This is a genomic window from Pseudomonas sp. KNUC1026 (assembly GCF_021650705.1).
GTDB lineage: Bacteria > Pseudomonadota > Gammaproteobacteria > Pseudomonadales > Pseudomonadaceae > Aquipseudomonas.
The window spans coordinates 3,620,001-3,636,225 of the sequence record NZ_CP087138.1 but is presented as its reverse complement, the minus strand read 5'-3'; the positions used below and the strand labels follow the sequence as shown (position 1 = coordinate 3,636,225).

General features: G+C 61.3%; 12 protein-coding genes and 4 pseudogenes (1 of these 16 running past the window's edge). 11 read left to right on the top strand and 5 right to left on the bottom strand.

What is annotated here, in order from left to right; translation table 11 throughout:
• Positions 1-61 precede the first annotated feature (61 nt).
• Entirely contained in the window at positions 62-1,480 is a 1,419-nt protein-coding gene (gene sbcB / locus LN139_RS17065) for an exodeoxyribonuclease I (RefSeq protein ID WP_236355329.1), read from the top strand.
• Between the two features lie 47 nt (positions 1,481-1,527).
• On the opposite strand, the gene mvaT is transcribed toward sbcB, so the two are convergent.
• The 4 genes from mvaT to LN139_RS17045 all read right to left on the bottom strand — a co-directional run bounded on the left by mvaT (position 1,528) and on the right by LN139_RS17045 (position 5,135).
• Positions 1,528-1,902 carry a histone-like nucleoid-structuring protein MvaT gene (mvaT, locus tag LN139_RS17060; protein ID WP_236355328.1) on the bottom strand — a complete coding sequence of 125 codons (375 nt, stop codon included), beginning with the start codon at positions 1,900-1,902 and terminating at the stop codon, positions 1,528-1,530.
• Between the two features lie 265 nt (positions 1,903-2,167).
• The gene (locus tag LN139_RS17055; RefSeq protein ID WP_236355327.1) at positions 2,168-3,166 is read right to left on the bottom strand and encodes a lysylphosphatidylglycerol synthase transmembrane domain-containing protein; all 999 of its coding nucleotides are present in this window, start codon (positions 3,164-3,166) and stop codon (positions 2,168-2,170) included.
• A gap of 159 nt (positions 3,167-3,325) precedes the next feature.
• Entirely contained in the window at positions 3,326-4,798 is a 1,473-nt protein-coding gene (locus LN139_RS17050; protein WP_236355326.1) for an inorganic phosphate transporter, read from the bottom strand.
• A 136-nt stretch (positions 4,799-4,934) separates the two neighbouring features.
• A complete protein-coding gene (locus LN139_RS17045) occupies positions 4,935-5,135 on the bottom strand; it encodes a hypothetical protein (RefSeq protein ID WP_236355325.1) in 201 nt (66 codons plus the stop codon).
• A 455-nt stretch (positions 5,136-5,590) separates the two neighbouring features.
• Between LN139_RS17045 and pcaR the strand changes: the two genes are divergently transcribed.
• The 8 genes and pseudogenes from pcaR to pcaC all read left to right on the top strand — a co-directional run bounded on the left by pcaR (position 5,591) and on the right by pcaC (position 13,509).
• Positions 5,591-6,433 carry a pca regulon transcriptional regulator PcaR gene (gene pcaR, locus LN139_RS17040; protein WP_236355324.1) on the top strand — a complete coding sequence of 281 codons (843 nt, stop codon included), beginning with the start codon at positions 5,591-5,593 and terminating at the stop codon, positions 6,431-6,433.
• Positions 6,434-6,595: 162 nt separating this feature from the next.
• Positions 6,596-7,443, top strand: a pseudogene (locus LN139_RS17035) (CoA transferase subunit A).
• Between the two features lie 2 nt (positions 7,444-7,445).
• Positions 7,446-8,231: a CoA-transferase subunit beta gene (locus LN139_RS17030; protein WP_236355323.1), complete on the top strand. Its 786-nt coding sequence runs from the start codon at positions 7,446-7,448 to the stop codon at positions 8,229-8,231.
• Positions 8,228-9,433, top strand: a complete 1,206-nt coding sequence (gene pcaF / locus LN139_RS17025; RefSeq protein WP_236355322.1) for a 3-oxoadipyl-CoA thiolase — start codon at positions 8,228-8,230, stop codon at positions 9,431-9,433. Before LN139_RS17030 ends, pcaF begins: the two co-directional genes overlap by 4 nt.
• A gap of 205 nt (positions 9,434-9,638) precedes the next feature.
• Positions 9,639-10,928, top strand: coding sequence for an MFS family transporter (locus LN139_RS17020; protein WP_236355321.1), 1,290 nt, complete (start codon positions 9,639-9,641; stop codon positions 10,926-10,928).
• Positions 10,929-10,946: 18 nt separating this feature from the next.
• A pseudogene (locus tag LN139_RS17015) lies at positions 10,947-12,312 on the top strand (3-carboxy-cis,cis-muconate cycloisomerase).
• 12 nt (positions 12,313-12,324) lie between these two features.
• Positions 12,325-13,117: pseudogene (gene pcaD / locus LN139_RS17010) on the top strand (3-oxoadipate enol-lactonase).
• A 2-nt stretch (positions 13,118-13,119) separates the two neighbouring features.
• Positions 13,120-13,509: a 4-carboxymuconolactone decarboxylase gene (gene pcaC / locus LN139_RS17005; protein ID WP_236355320.1), complete on the top strand. Its 390-nt coding sequence runs from the start codon at positions 13,120-13,122 to the stop codon at positions 13,507-13,509.
• Between the two features lie 41 nt (positions 13,510-13,550).
• Here pcaC and LN139_RS17000 read toward each other — a convergent pair.
• Positions 13,551-14,823 (bottom strand): annotated as a pseudogene (locus tag LN139_RS17000) (aromatic amino acid transport family protein).
• Between the two features lie 285 nt (positions 14,824-15,108).
• Here LN139_RS17000 and pssA point away from each other — a divergent pair.
• Together pssA and msrP are read left to right on the top strand one after the other, a co-directional pair.
• Positions 15,109-15,963 carry a CDP-diacylglycerol--serine O-phosphatidyltransferase gene (pssA, locus tag LN139_RS16995; protein WP_236355319.1) on the top strand — a complete coding sequence of 285 codons (855 nt, stop codon included), beginning with the start codon at positions 15,109-15,111 and terminating at the stop codon, positions 15,961-15,963.
• A 61-nt stretch (positions 15,964-16,024) separates the two neighbouring features.
• Positions 16,025-16,225, top strand: partial view of a protein-methionine-sulfoxide reductase catalytic subunit MsrP gene (gene msrP, locus LN139_RS16990; RefSeq protein WP_236355318.1) — the beginning only. The gene runs 813 nt beyond the window's last position; 201 of the gene's 1,014 nt are visible here — the first part of the coding sequence; its start codon is at positions 16,025-16,027; the stop codon falls past the right edge of the window.

Genomic DNA, 16,225 nt, shown 5'->3' with positions numbered 1-16,225 from the left:
CTCACAGGTTTGGCCTGATGGGGCAGAATACGCCCTTTGACTTCCCGCACAGGAGCCTCAGGTGGCTGCGAGCATCTTCTGGTACGACTACGAAACCACCGGTATCGACCCTCGGTGCGACCGCCCTTTGCAGGTGGCTGGCTTACGCACTGATCACCAGCTCAATGTGATCGATGAACCGGTGAACATCTATTGCCGGCCCAGCGACGACATCCTGCCGCACCCGGCAGCCTGCCGTATCACAGGCATCACCCCACAAATACTGGAGGCACGAGGCATCAGCGAAGCGGCGTTCATGGCGCGTGTGCATGAGCAACTGGCACGCCCAGGCACCTGTGGTGCTGGCTACAACACCTTGCGTTTCGACGATGAAGTGACGCGCTATAGCCTGTACAGGAACTTCTACGACCCCTACGCGCGCGAATGGCAGGGCGGTAACAGCCGCTGGGATCTGATCGACGTTGTACGTGCGGCCTACGCATTGCGCCCTGATGGTATCGAATGGCCCCACCGGGATGGGCAGGTCAGTCTGAAGCTGGAGGCTCTTGCCAGCGCCAACGGCCTGGAACATGGCCAGGCCCACGATGCGCTTTGCGATGTGCATGCAACGATTGCGTTGGCGAAGTTGATTCGGGAGCGGCAGCCCAAACTCTTCGACTGGCTGTTTCAGTTGCGTGGCAAGCGCGCGGTCACCGATCAGATTCATCTGATGCAGCCATTGGTGCATATTTCAGGGCGCTTTTCGGCCGCGCGCTCCTACCTGGGTGTGGTATTGCCTTTGGCCTGGCATCCCGTCAATCGCAATGCACTCATTGTCTGCGACCTGCATCTGGATCCTTCTGTGCTGTGGGAAGTTGAACCCGAGGTGTTGGCGCAACGGTTGTACACGCGCAGGGAAGAGTTGGCGCAAGGGGAGCTGCCCGTTCCTCTGAAGTTGATTCATGTGAACCGTTGCCCGGTTATCGCGCCGATGGCCGTATTACGTGAGCAAGATCGTGAGCGCCTGGGATTGGATATGGCGCAGTTGAAACAACGCGCCGACGCCTTGGCGAATGCCGCGTGTGATTGGCCTTCTTTGCTGGCAGAGGTGTATCGAAACAATGGTTTCCCTGCAAGTGAGGACCCTGAACAGCAACTGTATGACGGATTTATCGGCGACCGTGATCGGCGGCTGTGCGATCAGATACGCAGCGCTTCCGCTTCGGCACTGGTCAATTCTGAATGGATATTCGATGACGCACGCCTCGCGGAATTGTTGTGGCGATACCGGGCAAGAAACTTTCCCGGCAGCTTGAGCGAGGCAGAGCAACAGCGCTGGCACGCCTTCTGCCGCAGCCGGCTGGTGGATGCGCGGCAAGGTGCGCCGCATACGCTTTCACAGTTCGATATTGCGCTTGCTGAATATCAGCTGGCGGAGGAGCCCGTGCTTCAGCAGTGGGCAGTTCATGTACAAGGAATACGTGAACGGTTTGGGCTATAAACGAAAAACGCCAGCTAGGCTGGCGTTATCGTTGGGGCAGCGTTGGATCAGTCGAGCAGTGTAGCCCAGCTTTCGACTTCTTCCGGGCCCCACTTGGCTTTCCACTCTTTCAGGGTTTTGTGGTTGCCGCCCTTGGTTTCGACGACTTCGCCATTGTGCGGGTTCTTGTATTGCTTGACCTTGCGAGCGCGTTTCGGCGTTGCGACTTTAGCGGCGCGCGGTGCTTTGGCCTGGTAAGCATTCGGGTCGAGAATAGCGACGATATCGCGCAGGGATTTGGAATATTCACCCATCAGCGCACGCAGCTTGGATTCGAATTCCAGTTCGCTTTGCAGGTTTTTGTCTTCCTTGAGTGCGGCCAGGCGTGCCTGCAGTTCGCGGATGGTTTCTTCTGTGGTGCGGTAATCGTTGATCAGCGACATGTGCGGCCTTTTGAAGTGAGCGGTGTATTAACAATGCTGGCAATAATAGTCAGAGAGCGGGTAGGAGTAAACCGAAGTAATGCGATTATTGTGAAAACATCCACATGTGAGGGGGAGAGTGTGTGTCTGAATCTTTACCAAAGCCCATTGTCACCGGGCATTCGAGGTAAATAACCGCCAGCACTGATTGCATGTGCAACTAATATCCAAAGGCCGCAGTATTAGTTGATGACAGATGCATTGCTGGCCCAGACAGGTTGTGCAATCACGGATCCTGGCGCAGCCGCAGCAGGCGCTTGAGCAACGGTTTGCCTACAAGTATCAGAAACAGCGGGCCGCCGGCCACCAGGTAGAAGTAGAAGGTGACTATGCGCCAAATGACGATTGCCGCCGCTGCAGTGCTCTTGCCTACCATCGGCGCAAGTAAGGCTGCTGAGGTGAGTTCCGCCGCGCCCGCGCCGCCGGGTAACAGGCTGAATTGCCCCGCGCACAACGCCAGCATCTGTACAAGGAAACTCCAGGCCCAGTCGAGCTCCGCGCCCAGGCCGATGAGCGTGATGTAGAGCACGCTGTAGCGCAGGCTCCAATGTATGCAAGTGAGTACGAACGCCAGCAGCAGCCGCCGTTTGGGCTGGCGCAGAGTGTCGGCCAGCTGAGCGCTGAAGTGCAGCGTACGGCGTGCCCAGCGCCAGCGCGTGGCGTGGCGTACGCGTAATTTTGCCAGCAGCTTGCCGGAGAGGCTCAACATGCGCCGGTGATATCGTGCCAGGAAGCCACAACCCACCAGCGCTGCAACGATGAGCACCGCGCTGCTGACCAATAGCCCCCGCATGTGCTCGCTCAAATGATGAAGCAGGGCGTAGCACAGCACTCCGATGAGCGCACAGAGGAAGAAAAGCAGGTCATTGATCTGATCCATGGCGAAGACCGCGCCAGCTCGAGCGGGGTGGATGCCATGGCGCCTGAGCAGGGCCATGAAGGTCAATGGTGCGCCGCTACCGCCAGGGGTAGCGCAATACGCGAATTCGGTGGCCATCACCAACCCCAGGCAGCGCACAGGCCCGACGTTTCGAGCCTGGTCGCCGAGCAGCAAGCGAGTGCGGGTGCTGTTGATGACCCAGCACAGCATGATCATGGCGAACATGCCCAGCAAAAGATGCATCGGGAACTGGCGCAGCCGTGCGAACAACTCCGCCCCTCCCAGGGCCAGGGGGATGCCGATGGCGGCCGCGATGGCGATGACGAGCCACAAGGCGCGCTTCAACGGGCACCTCGGATACAGGAGCTTCGGTGTGGGTACTGTTTCACTGACCGGTTGCCTTCGGATTCGGAATCACACATGGACCCTGGTTGCGGGCAGATGTTCGAGGGTGCAAGCGGTTGCGCGCGACCGGCCAGGCGTTACCTGGCCGGCCGATGATAGTCAGGAAACGAAGCGGGACGCCAGCCAGAACAGGCCTGCGGCGAGCAGCATGGCGACGGGCAGAGCAAGCACCCAGGCCAGGAGGATGTTCTTCACGGTACTGCCTTGCAGGCCGCTGCGGTTGGCGACCATGGTGCCAGCAACGCCTGAGGACAGCACGTGGGTGGTGGACACAGGCAGCGCGAAGACGTTGGCCAGGCCAATGGCGGTGACGGCAGTGACCTGGGCCGAAACGCCCTGGGCATAGGTCATGCCTTGCTTGCCGATCTTTTCGCCGATGGTGGTGACCACGCGCTTCCAGCCGACCATGGTGCCGATGCCGAGGGCCAGGGCTACCGCCAGGATCACCCAGAACGGTGAGTATTCGGTGGTGCTGGTCAGGTCCTTGCGCAGCTTGTCGAGGTCGGCCTTTTCACGGCCATCCAGCGCCGGAAGCTTGCCGACCTTGCGTGCGGTGTCATCCAGGCACAAAAGGTAACGGCGTGTTTCTATGCGCCGTTCCGGCGGCATGCTGTGATAGTCGCTGACGTTGTTGAGGTTGGCGAGCAACGCAGCGATGGTCGGTTCGGTCTGGCTGGGGTCGCACTGGAACTGCCCTGGCAGGTCGTTGGCGCGTGCCTTGCCCAGCGCAAGATAATCCCCGAGGGAGGAGGCGTTGCGCTGGTAGAACTGGCTGAGGTGTACGGTGGCGTCGCGGGTGCGCTCGATCTGGTAGGTGGTGCTGGACAGGTCGAGGACGAACTGGCTCGGCACAATGCCGATCAGCACCAGCATGATCAGGCCAATGCCCTTTTGCCCATCGTTGGAGCCGTGCACGAAGCTCATGCCCAACGCCGACAGCACCAGGCCCAGGCGGCCCCAGAAAGGCGGGTGCTTCTTGTCGTCCAGCAGGCGGCGCTGTTCCGGCGTCTTGTGCATCTTCGAGGCCGGGCGCAACTTCTTCATGGCGATCAGCAACAGCCCGGCCAGTGCGAAGCCCACCAGGGGCGAGACCACCAGCGAGGCGCCGATATCGATCGCCTTCTGCCAGTTCACACCGTCGCCCAGCGGGATGTGATTGATCATCGCGTTGGCCAGGCCCACGCCGAGGATCGAGCCGATCAGGGTGTGGGAGCTGGACGCTGGAATGCCGAAATACCAGGTGCCCAGGTTCCAGGCGATGGCTGCGGCAAGCAGAGAAAACACCATTGCCAGGCCATGGCCGGTATTCACGTTGATCAACAGCTCGACGGGAAGCAGGTGAACGATGGCGTATGCCACGCCCACGCCGCCCAGCAGGACGCCGAGGAAGTTGAACAGGCCCGAAAGTATCACCGCCAGATGGGGCGGCATGGCCTTGGTGTAAATGACAGTGGCCACCGCGTTTGCAGTGTCGTGGAAGCCGTTGATGAACTCGAAGGCCAGGACGAAGCCCAGTGCCAGCAGCAAGCTGACGATGACCCAGGCGTCCAATCCGCTGAATAGATCAATCATGAAGGTGGTGTGACCGTTCTTTGGGGGGCGCGATTATGACAGAAAAGTGGCTGCGCCGAAGCGCCGGCTTCCGGATAAGTCGCGAACGGTTGACCGCAGGCGTTAAAACGCCTCGTTATTCAGCGGTGGGCAGAGCTCACTGGGCGGGTTCGTGCAGCTCTTTTTCCATCTTCTGCAGTTCGTGTGCGAACGCTTTGTCCTGCACGGTCGCGCGCTTGCGCCAGCGCTTGCGTTCAGGCTCGGGTTGAGCCGCGTAAGTGGTGACTTCACCACCGTAGATATCCTTGAAGCGTTGCTCCTGACGCTCGAGTTCCGCGCGCAGTTCGTCTTTGGTCACATGCTTACCTGTTGGTATTAGTTCGTATCGAAGTGGCCACGCACTGCCGTGGTTCGAGAAGGCAGGCGGGGCGGCCAGGCTGGTTTGGTATCAACGTTATCCGCGTTATATGGGACTCGTCAATGTGGGCCGAGGTTTCAGAGATGTGCTGTAAAAAGTTTTACGAGCCTGCACTTCATGAGTGAGATAGTTCTGCCTTGAAACCAACTTGGCTGTTGTTGCGGGTAAAGAAAAAGGCCTCGCTGAACCAGCAAGGCCTTGCCTGGACTTCCGTGGTGGGTACCTGACCAGTCTCTCCCAGGAAATCCCGCAGCCCATATGCCGGGCCGTCGGCAGGGCAAAGGTATAGCGACCGACGATCAGGGTCAATTGCGATTATCGGTCACTGGTCCGATAATCGCCCGATCGCCCCCTTTGAAACAAGGGCCGCATCGAGTTGCCCGGAGGCCCCTTGCATGAACGATCAACTGCGTAATTCCTTCGCCTCGCTGGCTCCTCCCATCGTGGCTTCGCCGGCCAAGCGCATCCAGGCGTTCGCCGGTGATCCCGACTTCATGACCTCCCTTGCACGCGGCCTCGCCGTGGTCCAGGCATTCCAGGAGCGCAAGCGCCACCTGACCATTGCGCAGATCAGCCACCGCACCGAAATCCCTCGCGCGGCGGTGAGGCGTTGCCTGCATACCCTGATCAAGCTGGGATATGCCACCACCGATGGGCGTACCTATTCGCTGTTGCCCAAGGTGCTGACGCTGGGCCATGCGTACCTTTCTTCCACGCCGCTGGCCGTATCGGCGCAGCCGTATCTGGACCACATGAGCGAGCAGCTGCACGAGGCCTGCAACATGGCGACCCTGGAGGGCGAGGACATCCTCTATATTGCTCGTTCGGCCGTCACTCAGCGGCTGATCTCGGTAGACCTGAACGTAGGTGGGCGCCTGCCGGCCTATTGCACCTCCATGGGCCGTATCCTGCTGTCGGCCCTGGACGATGCCAGCTTGAGCGAGTACCTGGAAAACGTCGACCTGCAGCCCAAGACCAGCAAGACCATCACTTCCAAAGCCGCGCTGCTGGAGTGCCTGCAGGGTGTCCGGCAACAGGGTTGGTGCATCGTCGATCAAGAGTTGGAGCAAGGCCTGCGCTCGATCGCAGTGCCGGTTTATGACGCTTCGGGGCAAGTGTTGGCAGCCTTGAACATCAGCACGCATGCTGGCCGGGTGAGCCGCGCCGACCTCGAACAGAAGTTCTTGCCCAGTATGCTCACCGCAAGCCGCAACCTGAGCGCGCAGCTCTTCAGCTGACATCGCAGCGGTAAGCGTTCGATTATCGAACGCTTAGTCGATTATCGAATTGTTTTGCTTCAAGGGACGGTCGTAATCTTTGGCAATCGATCCGCATGGCGCCCATTTGCCGCGCCTCGATCAATGCTTACAAGAACGACTCATGCCCCTGGAGTCCACAAGATGGCTGACATCATTTCGCTGCACGATGCCGTGAAGCAATTCGTCCACGACGGCGACACGGTTTCCCTGGAAGGCTTCACTCACCTGATTCCGACGGCCGCCGGCCACGAAATCATCCGCCAAGGCAAGAAAGACCTGACCCTGGTGCGTATGACGCCGGATCTTATCTACGACCAGTTGATCGGCGCAGGTTGCGCGCGCCGCCTGGTGTTTTCCTGGGCGGCAACCCTGGCGTTGGCTCGCTGCACCGCTTGCGTGATGCGGTCGAGAAGCAATGGCCTCACGCGATGGAAATCGAAGAGCACAGCCACGCCGACCTGGCCAACTCCTACGTGGCTGGCGCTTCGGGCCTGCCCTTCGCGGTGCTTCGCGCTTATGCCGGCTCCGACCTGCCGAAGGTCAACCCACTGATCAAGAGCGTGACGTGCCCCTTCACAGGCGAAGTGCTGGCAGCGGTGCCCTCTGTTCGCCCGGACGTGACAGTCATCCACGCGCAGAAGGCAGACCGCAAGGGCAACGTGCTGCTCTGGGGCATCCTCGGGGTCCAGAAAGAGGCTGCGCTCGCTGCCAGGCGCTGCATCGTTACCGTTGAAGAGATCGTCGACGATCTCGATGCCCCAATGAATGCTTGCGTACTGCCCACCTGGGCGCTGGCCGCCGTATGCCATGTGCCTGGGGGTGCCCACCCGTCATACGCCCACGGCTATTACGAGCGCGATAATCGCTTCTACCAGGATTGGGACCCGATCGGCCGCTCGCGCGAAGCGTTCACGGCCTGGATCGACAAGCACATACGCGGCACTGCGGACTTCAACGCATTCAAGGCATCGCTGGCGGCGGAGGCATGAGCATGAGCACGAACTACAACACCTCGGAAATGATGACCGTGGCCGCCTCGCGCTGGCTGGACAACAAGGCTGTCTGCTTTGTCGGCATCGGCCTGCCCTCCAAAGCGGCGAACCTGGCGCGGTTGACCCATTCTCCAGACGTAACGCTGATCTACGAATCCGGCCCGATCGGCGCCAAGCCCACGGTGCTGCCGCTGTCGATCGGCGACGGCGAACTGGCCGAGACCGCTGATACCGTGGTGCCCACCGGTGAAATCTTCCGTTACTGGCTGCAGGGCGGCCGCATCGATGTGGGCTTCCTCGGTGCGGCGCAGGTCGACCGCTTCGGTAACATCAATACCACCGTCGTTGGTGACTATTTCCAGCCGAAAGTACGCCTGCCGGGCGCCGGCGGTGCGCCGGAAATTGCAGGCTCCGCCAAGCGCTGCCTGATCATCCTGAAACAGTCGCACCGCAGTTTCGTCGACAAGCTTGATTTCATCACGTCGGTCGGGCACGGAGAGGGCGGTGACTCACGCAAGCGCCTCGGCCTGCCTGGCGCGGGCCCGGTCGCGATCATTACCGACCTGTGCATCATGGAGCCGGAGGCCGGCAGCAACGAGTTCGTCGTAACCTCGATTCATCCAGGCGTAACCCGCGAGCAGATCGTCGAGGCCACCGGGTGGGCGATTCGTTTCGCTGAGCAGGTCAGTGCCACGCAAGCGCCGAGCGAGACCGAGCTGGCCGCGCTGCGCGACCTCGAAGAACGTACCGCCAAGGCCCACGGCCAGGCACCGGGAGAGGCATGATGCGCGAAGTCTACATCTGCGACGCCATTCGCACCCCCATCGGCCGCTTCGGCGGCGCCTTGTCGGCGGTGCGCGCCGATGACCTGGCTGCGGTGCCGATCAAGGCGCTGATCGAGCGCAATCCGCAGGTCGATTGGGCTCAGGTCGACGAGGTCTTCCTGGGGTGCGCCAACCAGGCAGGGGAAGACAACCGTAACGTTGCCCGCATGGCACTGTTGCTGGCAGGCCTGCCGCAGAGCGTGCCTGGCGTCACACTCAATCGCCTGTGCGCGTCAGGCATGGATGCGGTAGGCACTGCATTTCGTGCCATTGCCAGCGGCGAGATGGAGCTGGCCATCGCAGGTGGCGTGGAATCGATGTCTCGCGCGCCATTCGTAATGGGCAAGTCTGCTACCGCGTTCTCTCGAGACATGAAAATCGAAGACACCACCATTGGCTGGCGCTTCATCAACCCTTTGATGAAAGCCCAGTACGGTGTGGATGCCATGCCGCAGACGGCCGACAACGTGGCCGATGACTGGAAGGTATCTCGGGAAGATCAGGACGCCTTTGCGGTTCGCAGCCAGCAGCGTACAGCCGCTGCACAAGCATCAGGGTTCTTCGCCGAAGAGATCGTGCCCGTGCGCATCGCCAATAAAAAGGGCGAAACGCTGGTGGAGCAGGACGAGCATCCTCGCGCCGACACCTCACTTGAGACCCTCGCCAAGCTCAAGCCAGTCAATGGCGCCGACAAAACCGTCACTGCCGGCAATGCCTCAGGTGTCAACGACGGCGCGGCGGCGTTGATCCTGGCGAGCGCCGAGGCGGTGAAAAAACATGGCCTCAAACCCCGCGCCAAGGTGCTGGGCATGGCCAGTGCCGGTGTTGCCCCTCGGGTGATGGGGATCGGGCCAGTGCCTGCGGTGCGCAAGCTCACCGAGCGGCTGGGCATCGCGGTAAGCGATTTCGATGTCATCGAGCTCAACGAAGCGTTCGCTGCACAAGGCCTTGCGGTATTGCGCGACCTCGACCTGAGCGATGACGACGCCCGCGTTAACCCCAATGGTGGCGCGATTGCCCTCGGCCATCCACTGGGCATGAGCGGCGCGCGGCTTGTGCTGACGGCCGTTCATCATCTTGAAAAGACCGGTGGCCGCCTGGGCCTGGCGACCATGTGCGTTGGCGTGGGCCAGGGCCTGGCGCTGGCGGTCGAGCGGGTCTGACCGAGTTCGGGAAACCAGCGCCGCCCGGTATCGATAGTTGCAGGTGCGGGCCGATGCCACGATCGGCTTATATCCAGCAGATACCTCGAGACGCTGCTGTCCCGGCATGTTTGCTGGTGGCCATGGATGGCAATTTGAATGCCCGAGAGCGTTGTCACAGTGTTACGTTATGTTTCCCAATATCACCCTTAATGAGAAATAAAACATGACAACGCCTCATTACACGAGTGAAGAGCGGCGTAAACGGATCTTTGCCATCGTGGGCGCTTCATCGGGCAACCTGGTGGAGTGGTTCGATTTTTACGTCTATGCCTTTTTCGCACTCTACTTCGCCCCTTCGTTCTTCCCGTCCGACAACCCTACCGTGCAGTTGGTCAACACCGCAGGTGTGTTCGCCGCAGGCTTCCTGATGCGGCCCATCGGCGGTTGGCTGTTCGGCCGGGTAGCCGACCGTCTCGGGCGGCGCAAGTCGATGATGATTTCAGTGCTGATGATGTGCGGCGGCTCATTGATCATCGCCTGCTTGCCTACCTACGCCAGCATCGGCACGGCAGCACCTGTGCTGTTGCTGTTGGCGCGCCTGCTTCAAGGGCTGTCGGTGGGCGGGGAATATGGCACCACGGCGACTTATATGAGTGAAGTGGCGCTGCGCGGCCAGCGTGGGTTTCTTGCCTCGTTCCAATACGTGACGCTGATTGGCGGCCAACTGCTGGCAGTGCTGGTGGTGGTTATCCTTCAGCAGGTGTTCAACAAGCAGGAGCTGACCGAGTTCGGTTGGCGCATTCCGTTCGTGATCGGGGCCGTGGCTGCGGTGATTTCATTGTTCCTGCGCCGTTCGCTGGAAGAGACCAGCACCGCGCAAACCCGTAACGATAAAAACGCTGGCAGCCTCGCGGGCTTGTTCAAGCACCACAGTGCCGCCTTCATCACCGTGCTCGGCTACACCGCCGGCGGGTCGCTGATTTTCTACACCTTCACCACTTATATGCAGAAGTACCTGGTGAACACCGCCAAGATGACCCCGGAAACGGCCAGCTTCATCATGACCGGTGCCTTGTTCCTGTACATGTGCATGCAGCCGCTGTTCGGCATGCTGGCCGACCGTATCGGCCGCCGCGCTTCGATGATGTGGTTCGGTGCCTTGGGCGCCGTGTTCACGCTGCCGATCCTGCTGACTCTCAAAACGGTGACCAGCCCGTTCCTGGCGTTCGTGCTGATTGTAGTGGCCCTCGCGATCGTGAGTTTCTACACCTCCATCAGCGGCCTGGTGAAGGCAGAGATGTTCCCGCCGGAAGTACGGGCGCTGGGGGTGGGGCTGTCTTATGCGGTTGCCAACGCAATCTTCGGCGGCTCGGCCGAGTTCGTCGCCCTGAGCTTGAAGTCTGCGGGCAATGAAAACGCTTTCTACTGGTACGTGACGGTGATGATGGTGATCGCCTTCCTGTTCAGCCTGCGCCTCCCGAAAAAACCCTCGTACCTTCACGAAGACCATTGACCGCCACAAGGTTCTGCCATGACTGATCGCCCGCGTAACGGCCTGTTCGACGCCTATTTCACTACCCGCGCCATGCGCGACGTGTTCTGTGATCACGGCCGGGTGCAGGGCATGCTCGACTTCGAAGCGGGCCTGGCCCGCGCCGAGGCGCGTGTCGGACTGGCTCCACAGGCCTGCGTCGAGCCCATCGAGGCGGCCTGCAAGGCCGAGCTGTATGACCTCGATGCGTTGGCGGTGGCAGTTGCCAGTGCGGGCAATTCGGCGATTCCGCTGGTCAAGGCGCTGGGCAAGCGAATCGCTTCTGGCAATGCCGAGGCAGAGCGCTATGTGCATCTGGGCGCCACCAGCCAGGACGCCATGGACAGTGGGTTGATCCTGCAGCTACGGCAGGCGATCGAGCTGCTGGATAAAGGGTTGGCGCAACTTTGCACAAGCCTTGCCCAGCGTGCGGCTGAACACGCGGGCACGCCCATGGCTGGCCGCACCTGGTTGCAGCATGCCACCCCAGTCACGCTGGGGATGAAACTGGCCGGTACGCTGGGCGCGTTGAACCGCCACCGTCAACGGCTGCGCGAGCTCAGGCCGCGCCTGCTGGTGCTGCAGTTCGGTGGCGCCTCCGGCACACTCGCTGCATTGGCGCGCGCAAGCGCTGCCGGTCGCCGAGGCGCTGGCGGAGGAGCTTGCGTTGGCGCTACCAGAACAGCCTTGGCACACGCAGCGTGATCGCATTGCCGAGTTCGGCGCCTGGCTGGGCCTGGTCGCAGGCACTCTGGGCAAGTTCGGCCGCGACATCAGCCTGCTCATGCAGACCGAGGCGGGCGAGGTATTCGAGCCGTCGGCGCCGGGCAAGGGCGGCTCATCGACCATGCCGCACAAGCGAAATCCGGTGGGTGCAGCTGCACTGATCGGCGCGGCCACCCGCGCGCCCGGCCTGGTGGCCACTCTGTTCAGCGCGTTGCCTCAAGAGCACGAGCGCAGCCTCGGGCTATGGCACGCCGAATGGGAAACGCTGCCAGAACTGAACTGCCTGGTTGCCGGCAGCATGGCGCAGGCGCAAGTGATCGTCGATGGCCTTGAGGTGGATGCTGTGCGGATGGCTCGCAACCTTCAGCTCACTCAGGGCCTGGTACTGGCCGAGGCGGTCAGCATCGCACTGGCCCAGCGCATCGGCCGCGATGCGGCGCACCACCTGGTGGAGCAATGCTGCAAGCGCGCCGTGGCCGAGCAGCGCCATCTGCGCGAGGTACTCGGCGACGAGCCGCAGGTGACTGCCCAACTGAGTGCCGATGAATTGGACCGCTTGCTCGACCCTGCACATTACCTGGGCCAGGCCCAGGCATGGGTGGCACGGGCAGTGGCGGAACACTCTCTGTTCAACGCTTGATAGGAGGCTTTCGTGGCTAGCGTCAAACTCGCCGATGGCGAACTCAATTACCGGCTCGATGGCCGCCAAGGCTTGCCGGTGCTGGTGCTGTCCAACTCGTTGGGCACCAACCTGCACATGTGGGACGAGCAGATCCCCGGCCTTACCGAACATTTTCAGGTATTGCGTTACGACACCCGAGGGCACGGCAACTCGTTGGTGACGCCGGGGCCTTACAGCCTGGAGCAGTTAGGCCGCGATGTGTTGGCGCTGCTCGACGCTCTGGGCCTGGACAAGGTCCACTTTTGTGGCCTGTCGATGGGCGGCCAGATTGGCCAGTGGCTGGGCATCAATGCCCCTGAGCGCATCGCCAGGCTGATTCTGTGCAACACCGGCGCCAAGATCGGCAGCGAGCAGGTCTGGAACCCGCGCATCGAAACCGTGCTGCGCGAACGTGAGGCCGCCATGGCGGGCCTGGGTGATGCGTCCATTGCGCGCTGGTTCACGCCGGCGTTCCGCTCAGGCCAACCCGCAAGCCGCCAAGCGCATCACCGACATGCTTGCCGCCACGTCGCCCGAAGGCTACGCCGCCAACTGCGCGGCGGTGCGTGATGCGGACTTTCGCGAGCAACTGGGCCAGATCAACGCGCCATTGCTGGTGATTTCCGGCATCCAGGACCCTGTAACCACACCCGTGGATGGCGAATTCATAAGCGCGCGTGTCAGGGGTGCACGGCATATGCAGTTTCATGCCGCGCACCTGTCCAACGTCGAGGTGGGCGAGCCGTTCACCCGTGCGGTCATCGATTTTTTGCAGGAGGCCTGAGCATGGACGAAAAACAACGCTACGAAGCGGGCATGCAGGTTCGCAGAGCTGTGCTGGGCGATGCGCATGTGGATCGCAGCCTGAGCAACATCACCGAATTCAATGGCGAGTTTCAGGAAATGATCACTCGCCATGCCTGGGGCGATATCTGGACCCGCCCCGGCTTGCCGCGCCACACGCGCAGCCTGGTCACCATCGCCATGCTGATCGGGATGAACAGGGAAGGGGAGTTGAAGCTGCACCTTCGCGCGGCGCGGAATAACGGCGTGACCCGAGAAGAGATCAAGGAAGTGTTGCTGCAGAGCGCGATCTACTGCGGGATCCCGGCGGCCAACGCCACGTTTCACCTGGCCGAAGCCGTGTGGGATGAGCTGGGCACCGAGTCGCTTTAGGCGATGCCCCGGTGGGCCGCGCAAGGCGGCCCACTTCAGTTTCAAATCAGCGAATACACCAGCGCTGAAATCGCGATCAAGCCTACGATAACCACGAACACATTCGACCACTGGCCGGCGTAACGGCGCATGGCCGGGACTTTGCGCACCGCATACATCGGCATCAGGAAAAGAATGGCTGCAATCACCGGGCCGCCGAGCGTCTCGATCATTGCCAAGATGCTGGGGTTGAGCGTGGCAATGATCCAGCACACCACCGCCATGGCCACTGCAACGAGACGGTCCAGGGCTTTTTCTCCTGGCCGGTGGCCGCTTTTCACGATCAATCCTTTAAGGCCTTCACTGGCGCCGATGTAGTGGCCCAGGAAGGACTTCGAGATGGCCACGAAGGCGATCAATGGTGCCGCAAAAGCGATCATCGGGTTGCTGAAGTGGTTGGCAAGATAAGAGCAGAATCGACAGGTTCTGCGCCTTGGCCTCCGCCAGTTGCGCCGGGGACAGTGTGAGCACGCAGCTGAACACGAAAAACAGCACAGTGATCACCATCAGGCCATGGGCACGCGCCAGCACCTGGCCGCTGCGTTGTTCGGCCTGCTCGCCGTGGCGACGCTTGGCGTCTACCGCAAAGGCCGAAATGATCGGTGAGTGGTTGAACGAGAACACCATGACCGGGATCGCCAGCCACAGGGTGCCCAGCAAGCTGGCCGGGGCGGGCGGCTGCGTGGCGGTGGAGAGAATGCCGCCGGTCCAGTGCGGAATCAGGAACAGGCCCAGCAGTACCAGCGCAGTAATGAATGGATACACCAGCCAGCTCATCACTTTGACCGTGGCTTGTTCACCGCAGCGCACGACGATCATCAGGCCGACGATCAGCAACGCGGCAAGGGCAGCGCGTGGCGGAGCGGTTACATGCAATTGGTGCTCGAGGAAGCTGCTGACCGTGTTGGTCAGGGCGACGCTGTAGATCAGCAGGATCGGAAAGATTGCGAAAAAATACAGCAGTGTGATCAGCGTGCCAGCTTTCGCCCCGAAGTGCTCGGTGACTACGCCGGTGATGTCCTCGTCGCCTTTGCCCGACAGCACGAAGCGGGTAAGCCCGCGGTGAGCGTAGAACGTCATCGGAAAAGCCAGCACGGCCAGCACCAGCAGCGGCCAGAAGCCTCCAAGGCCGGCATTGATCGGCAGGAACAGGGTGCCTGCGCCGATGGCGGTACCGAACAGGCCCAGCATCCAGGTGGTGTCTTCGCGGTTCCACCCTTGGGCGGTGGCGGTTTGATCCAGGCGCGCGGTGGCGCCGGTGGCCTGCTTGTTCATTCGGGGGCTCCGTATGCAGGGCTCTGTAACGCGGCCTAGGCGGGGTGGAACGGGAAGCTTGCGCCTTGGCCAGTAAAAAAAGCCGCGATTTTGGACTGTTAAGGCGCGCTTGCAAAGCTTTTGTCGCCTGATGGCGGGGCTGTGCCAGATGATTGAGGGCGGGTCGGCCAACCGTCTCTCGTTCGGGGAGGCCCTGATCTGGTATAAAGCAGGCATGCTTATGGCCGAACGCTGGCCGTGAGCACCTGTCAGATTTTTCACATGCTTGTGCAAGGTATTCAGAGAATGAGCGAACGTCCCGAAGAGCCCGGCAAGGCACCCGACGCCGATAGCCTGTTGCCTATCGATGAGCACATTGAAGAAGGCCATGATGCCGAAGGGCGCAAGGTGCGCCACCGCGGGATTTACCTGCTGCCGAACCTGTTCACCACCGCCAACCTGTTCGCCGGCTTCTATTCGATCATCAACTCGATCAGCGCACAGAGCGCCTTGAGTGCCGGCAACGCTGCGGAGGCCTCGCGGTATTTCTCCTTCGCCGCTATCGCCATCTTCGTGGCCATGGTGCTCGATGGGCTCGATGGCCGAGTCGCGCGCATGACCAATACCCAGAGCGCTTTCGGTGCCGAGTACGATTCGCTGTCGGACATGATTGCGTTCGGCATGGCTCCGGCGCTGCTGGCCTTTGGCTGGGCATTGGGCGACATGGGCAAGGTAGGCTGGATGGTTGCCTTCATCTATGTAGCCGGCGCGGCGCTGCGCCTGGCGCGCTTCAACACTCAGGTGGGCAAGGCCGATAAACGTTACTTCATCGGCCTGGCCAGCCCGGCCGCCGCCGGGGTTGTTGCTGGCACAGTCTGGGCGCTGAGCGACTTCGACATCCCAGGCTCCAAGTTGTCGTTCCTGGTGGCTTTGCTGGTAGCGGCTGCGGGCATGCTGATGGTCAGCAATATCAAGTACAACAGCTTCAAGGAGCTGGACCTCAAAGGGCGTGTACCCTTCGTGGCGATCTTGGCCGTTGTGCTGGTATTTGCCGTCGTGTTCAGTGATCCGCCTCGCATCCTGCTGCTTATTTTCGTTGTGTACGCAGCTTCCGGGCCTATCCAGCATTTGATCCGAATGCAGCGTCGGCAAGTGAAATAAACCCGGCGCGGGGGCGTCACACCAGTTAAATGGCTGTTCACCTGTTTTGTGGAGCCCCCTGATGATCATCAAATCTTTCAAGCCTTCCGATTGCCGGGAGTCTGAAGTCACTGACGAATCCGCTTACTTGTCTCGCCGGCGCCTGCTTGGCGCGGCAGCAGCAGGCGGGCTCGCTGCTGCGGTACCCGGTTGGGCGCGCGCGGAGGATGCGTCCCGTTATGACGGAGTCGAACAAGGCCAGCCACCGGCCTGGTTCTCCAGC

What these genes read in the sequence shown, in the direction of transcription:
- mvaT (WP_236355328.1), bottom strand. Translation starts at nt 1,902, where the DNA reads ATGTCGCTGATCAACGATTACCGCACCACAGAAGAAACCATCCGCGAA.
- LN139_RS17050 (WP_236355326.1), bottom strand. Translation starts at nt 4,798, where the DNA reads ATGATTGATCTATTCAGCGGATTGGACGCCTGGGTCATCGTCAGCTTG.
- pcaR (WP_236355324.1), top strand. Translation starts at nt 5,591, where the DNA reads ATGAACGATCAACTGCGTAATTCCTTCGCCTCGCTGGCTCCTCCCATC.
- LN139_RS17030 (WP_236355323.1), top strand. Translation starts at nt 7,446, where the DNA reads ATGAGCACGAACTACAACACCTCGGAAATGATGACCGTGGCCGCCTCG.
- pcaF (WP_236355322.1), top strand. Translation starts at nt 8,228, where the DNA reads ATGATGCGCGAAGTCTACATCTGCGACGCCATTCGCACCCCCATCGGC.
- LN139_RS17020 (WP_236355321.1), top strand. Translation starts at nt 9,639, where the DNA reads ATGACAACGCCTCATTACACGAGTGAAGAGCGGCGTAAACGGATCTTT.
- pcaC (WP_236355320.1), top strand. Translation starts at nt 13,120, where the DNA reads ATGGACGAAAAACAACGCTACGAAGCGGGCATGCAGGTTCGCAGAGCT.
- pssA (WP_236355319.1), top strand. Translation starts at nt 15,109, where the DNA reads ATGAGCGAACGTCCCGAAGAGCCCGGCAAGGCACCCGACGCCGATAGC.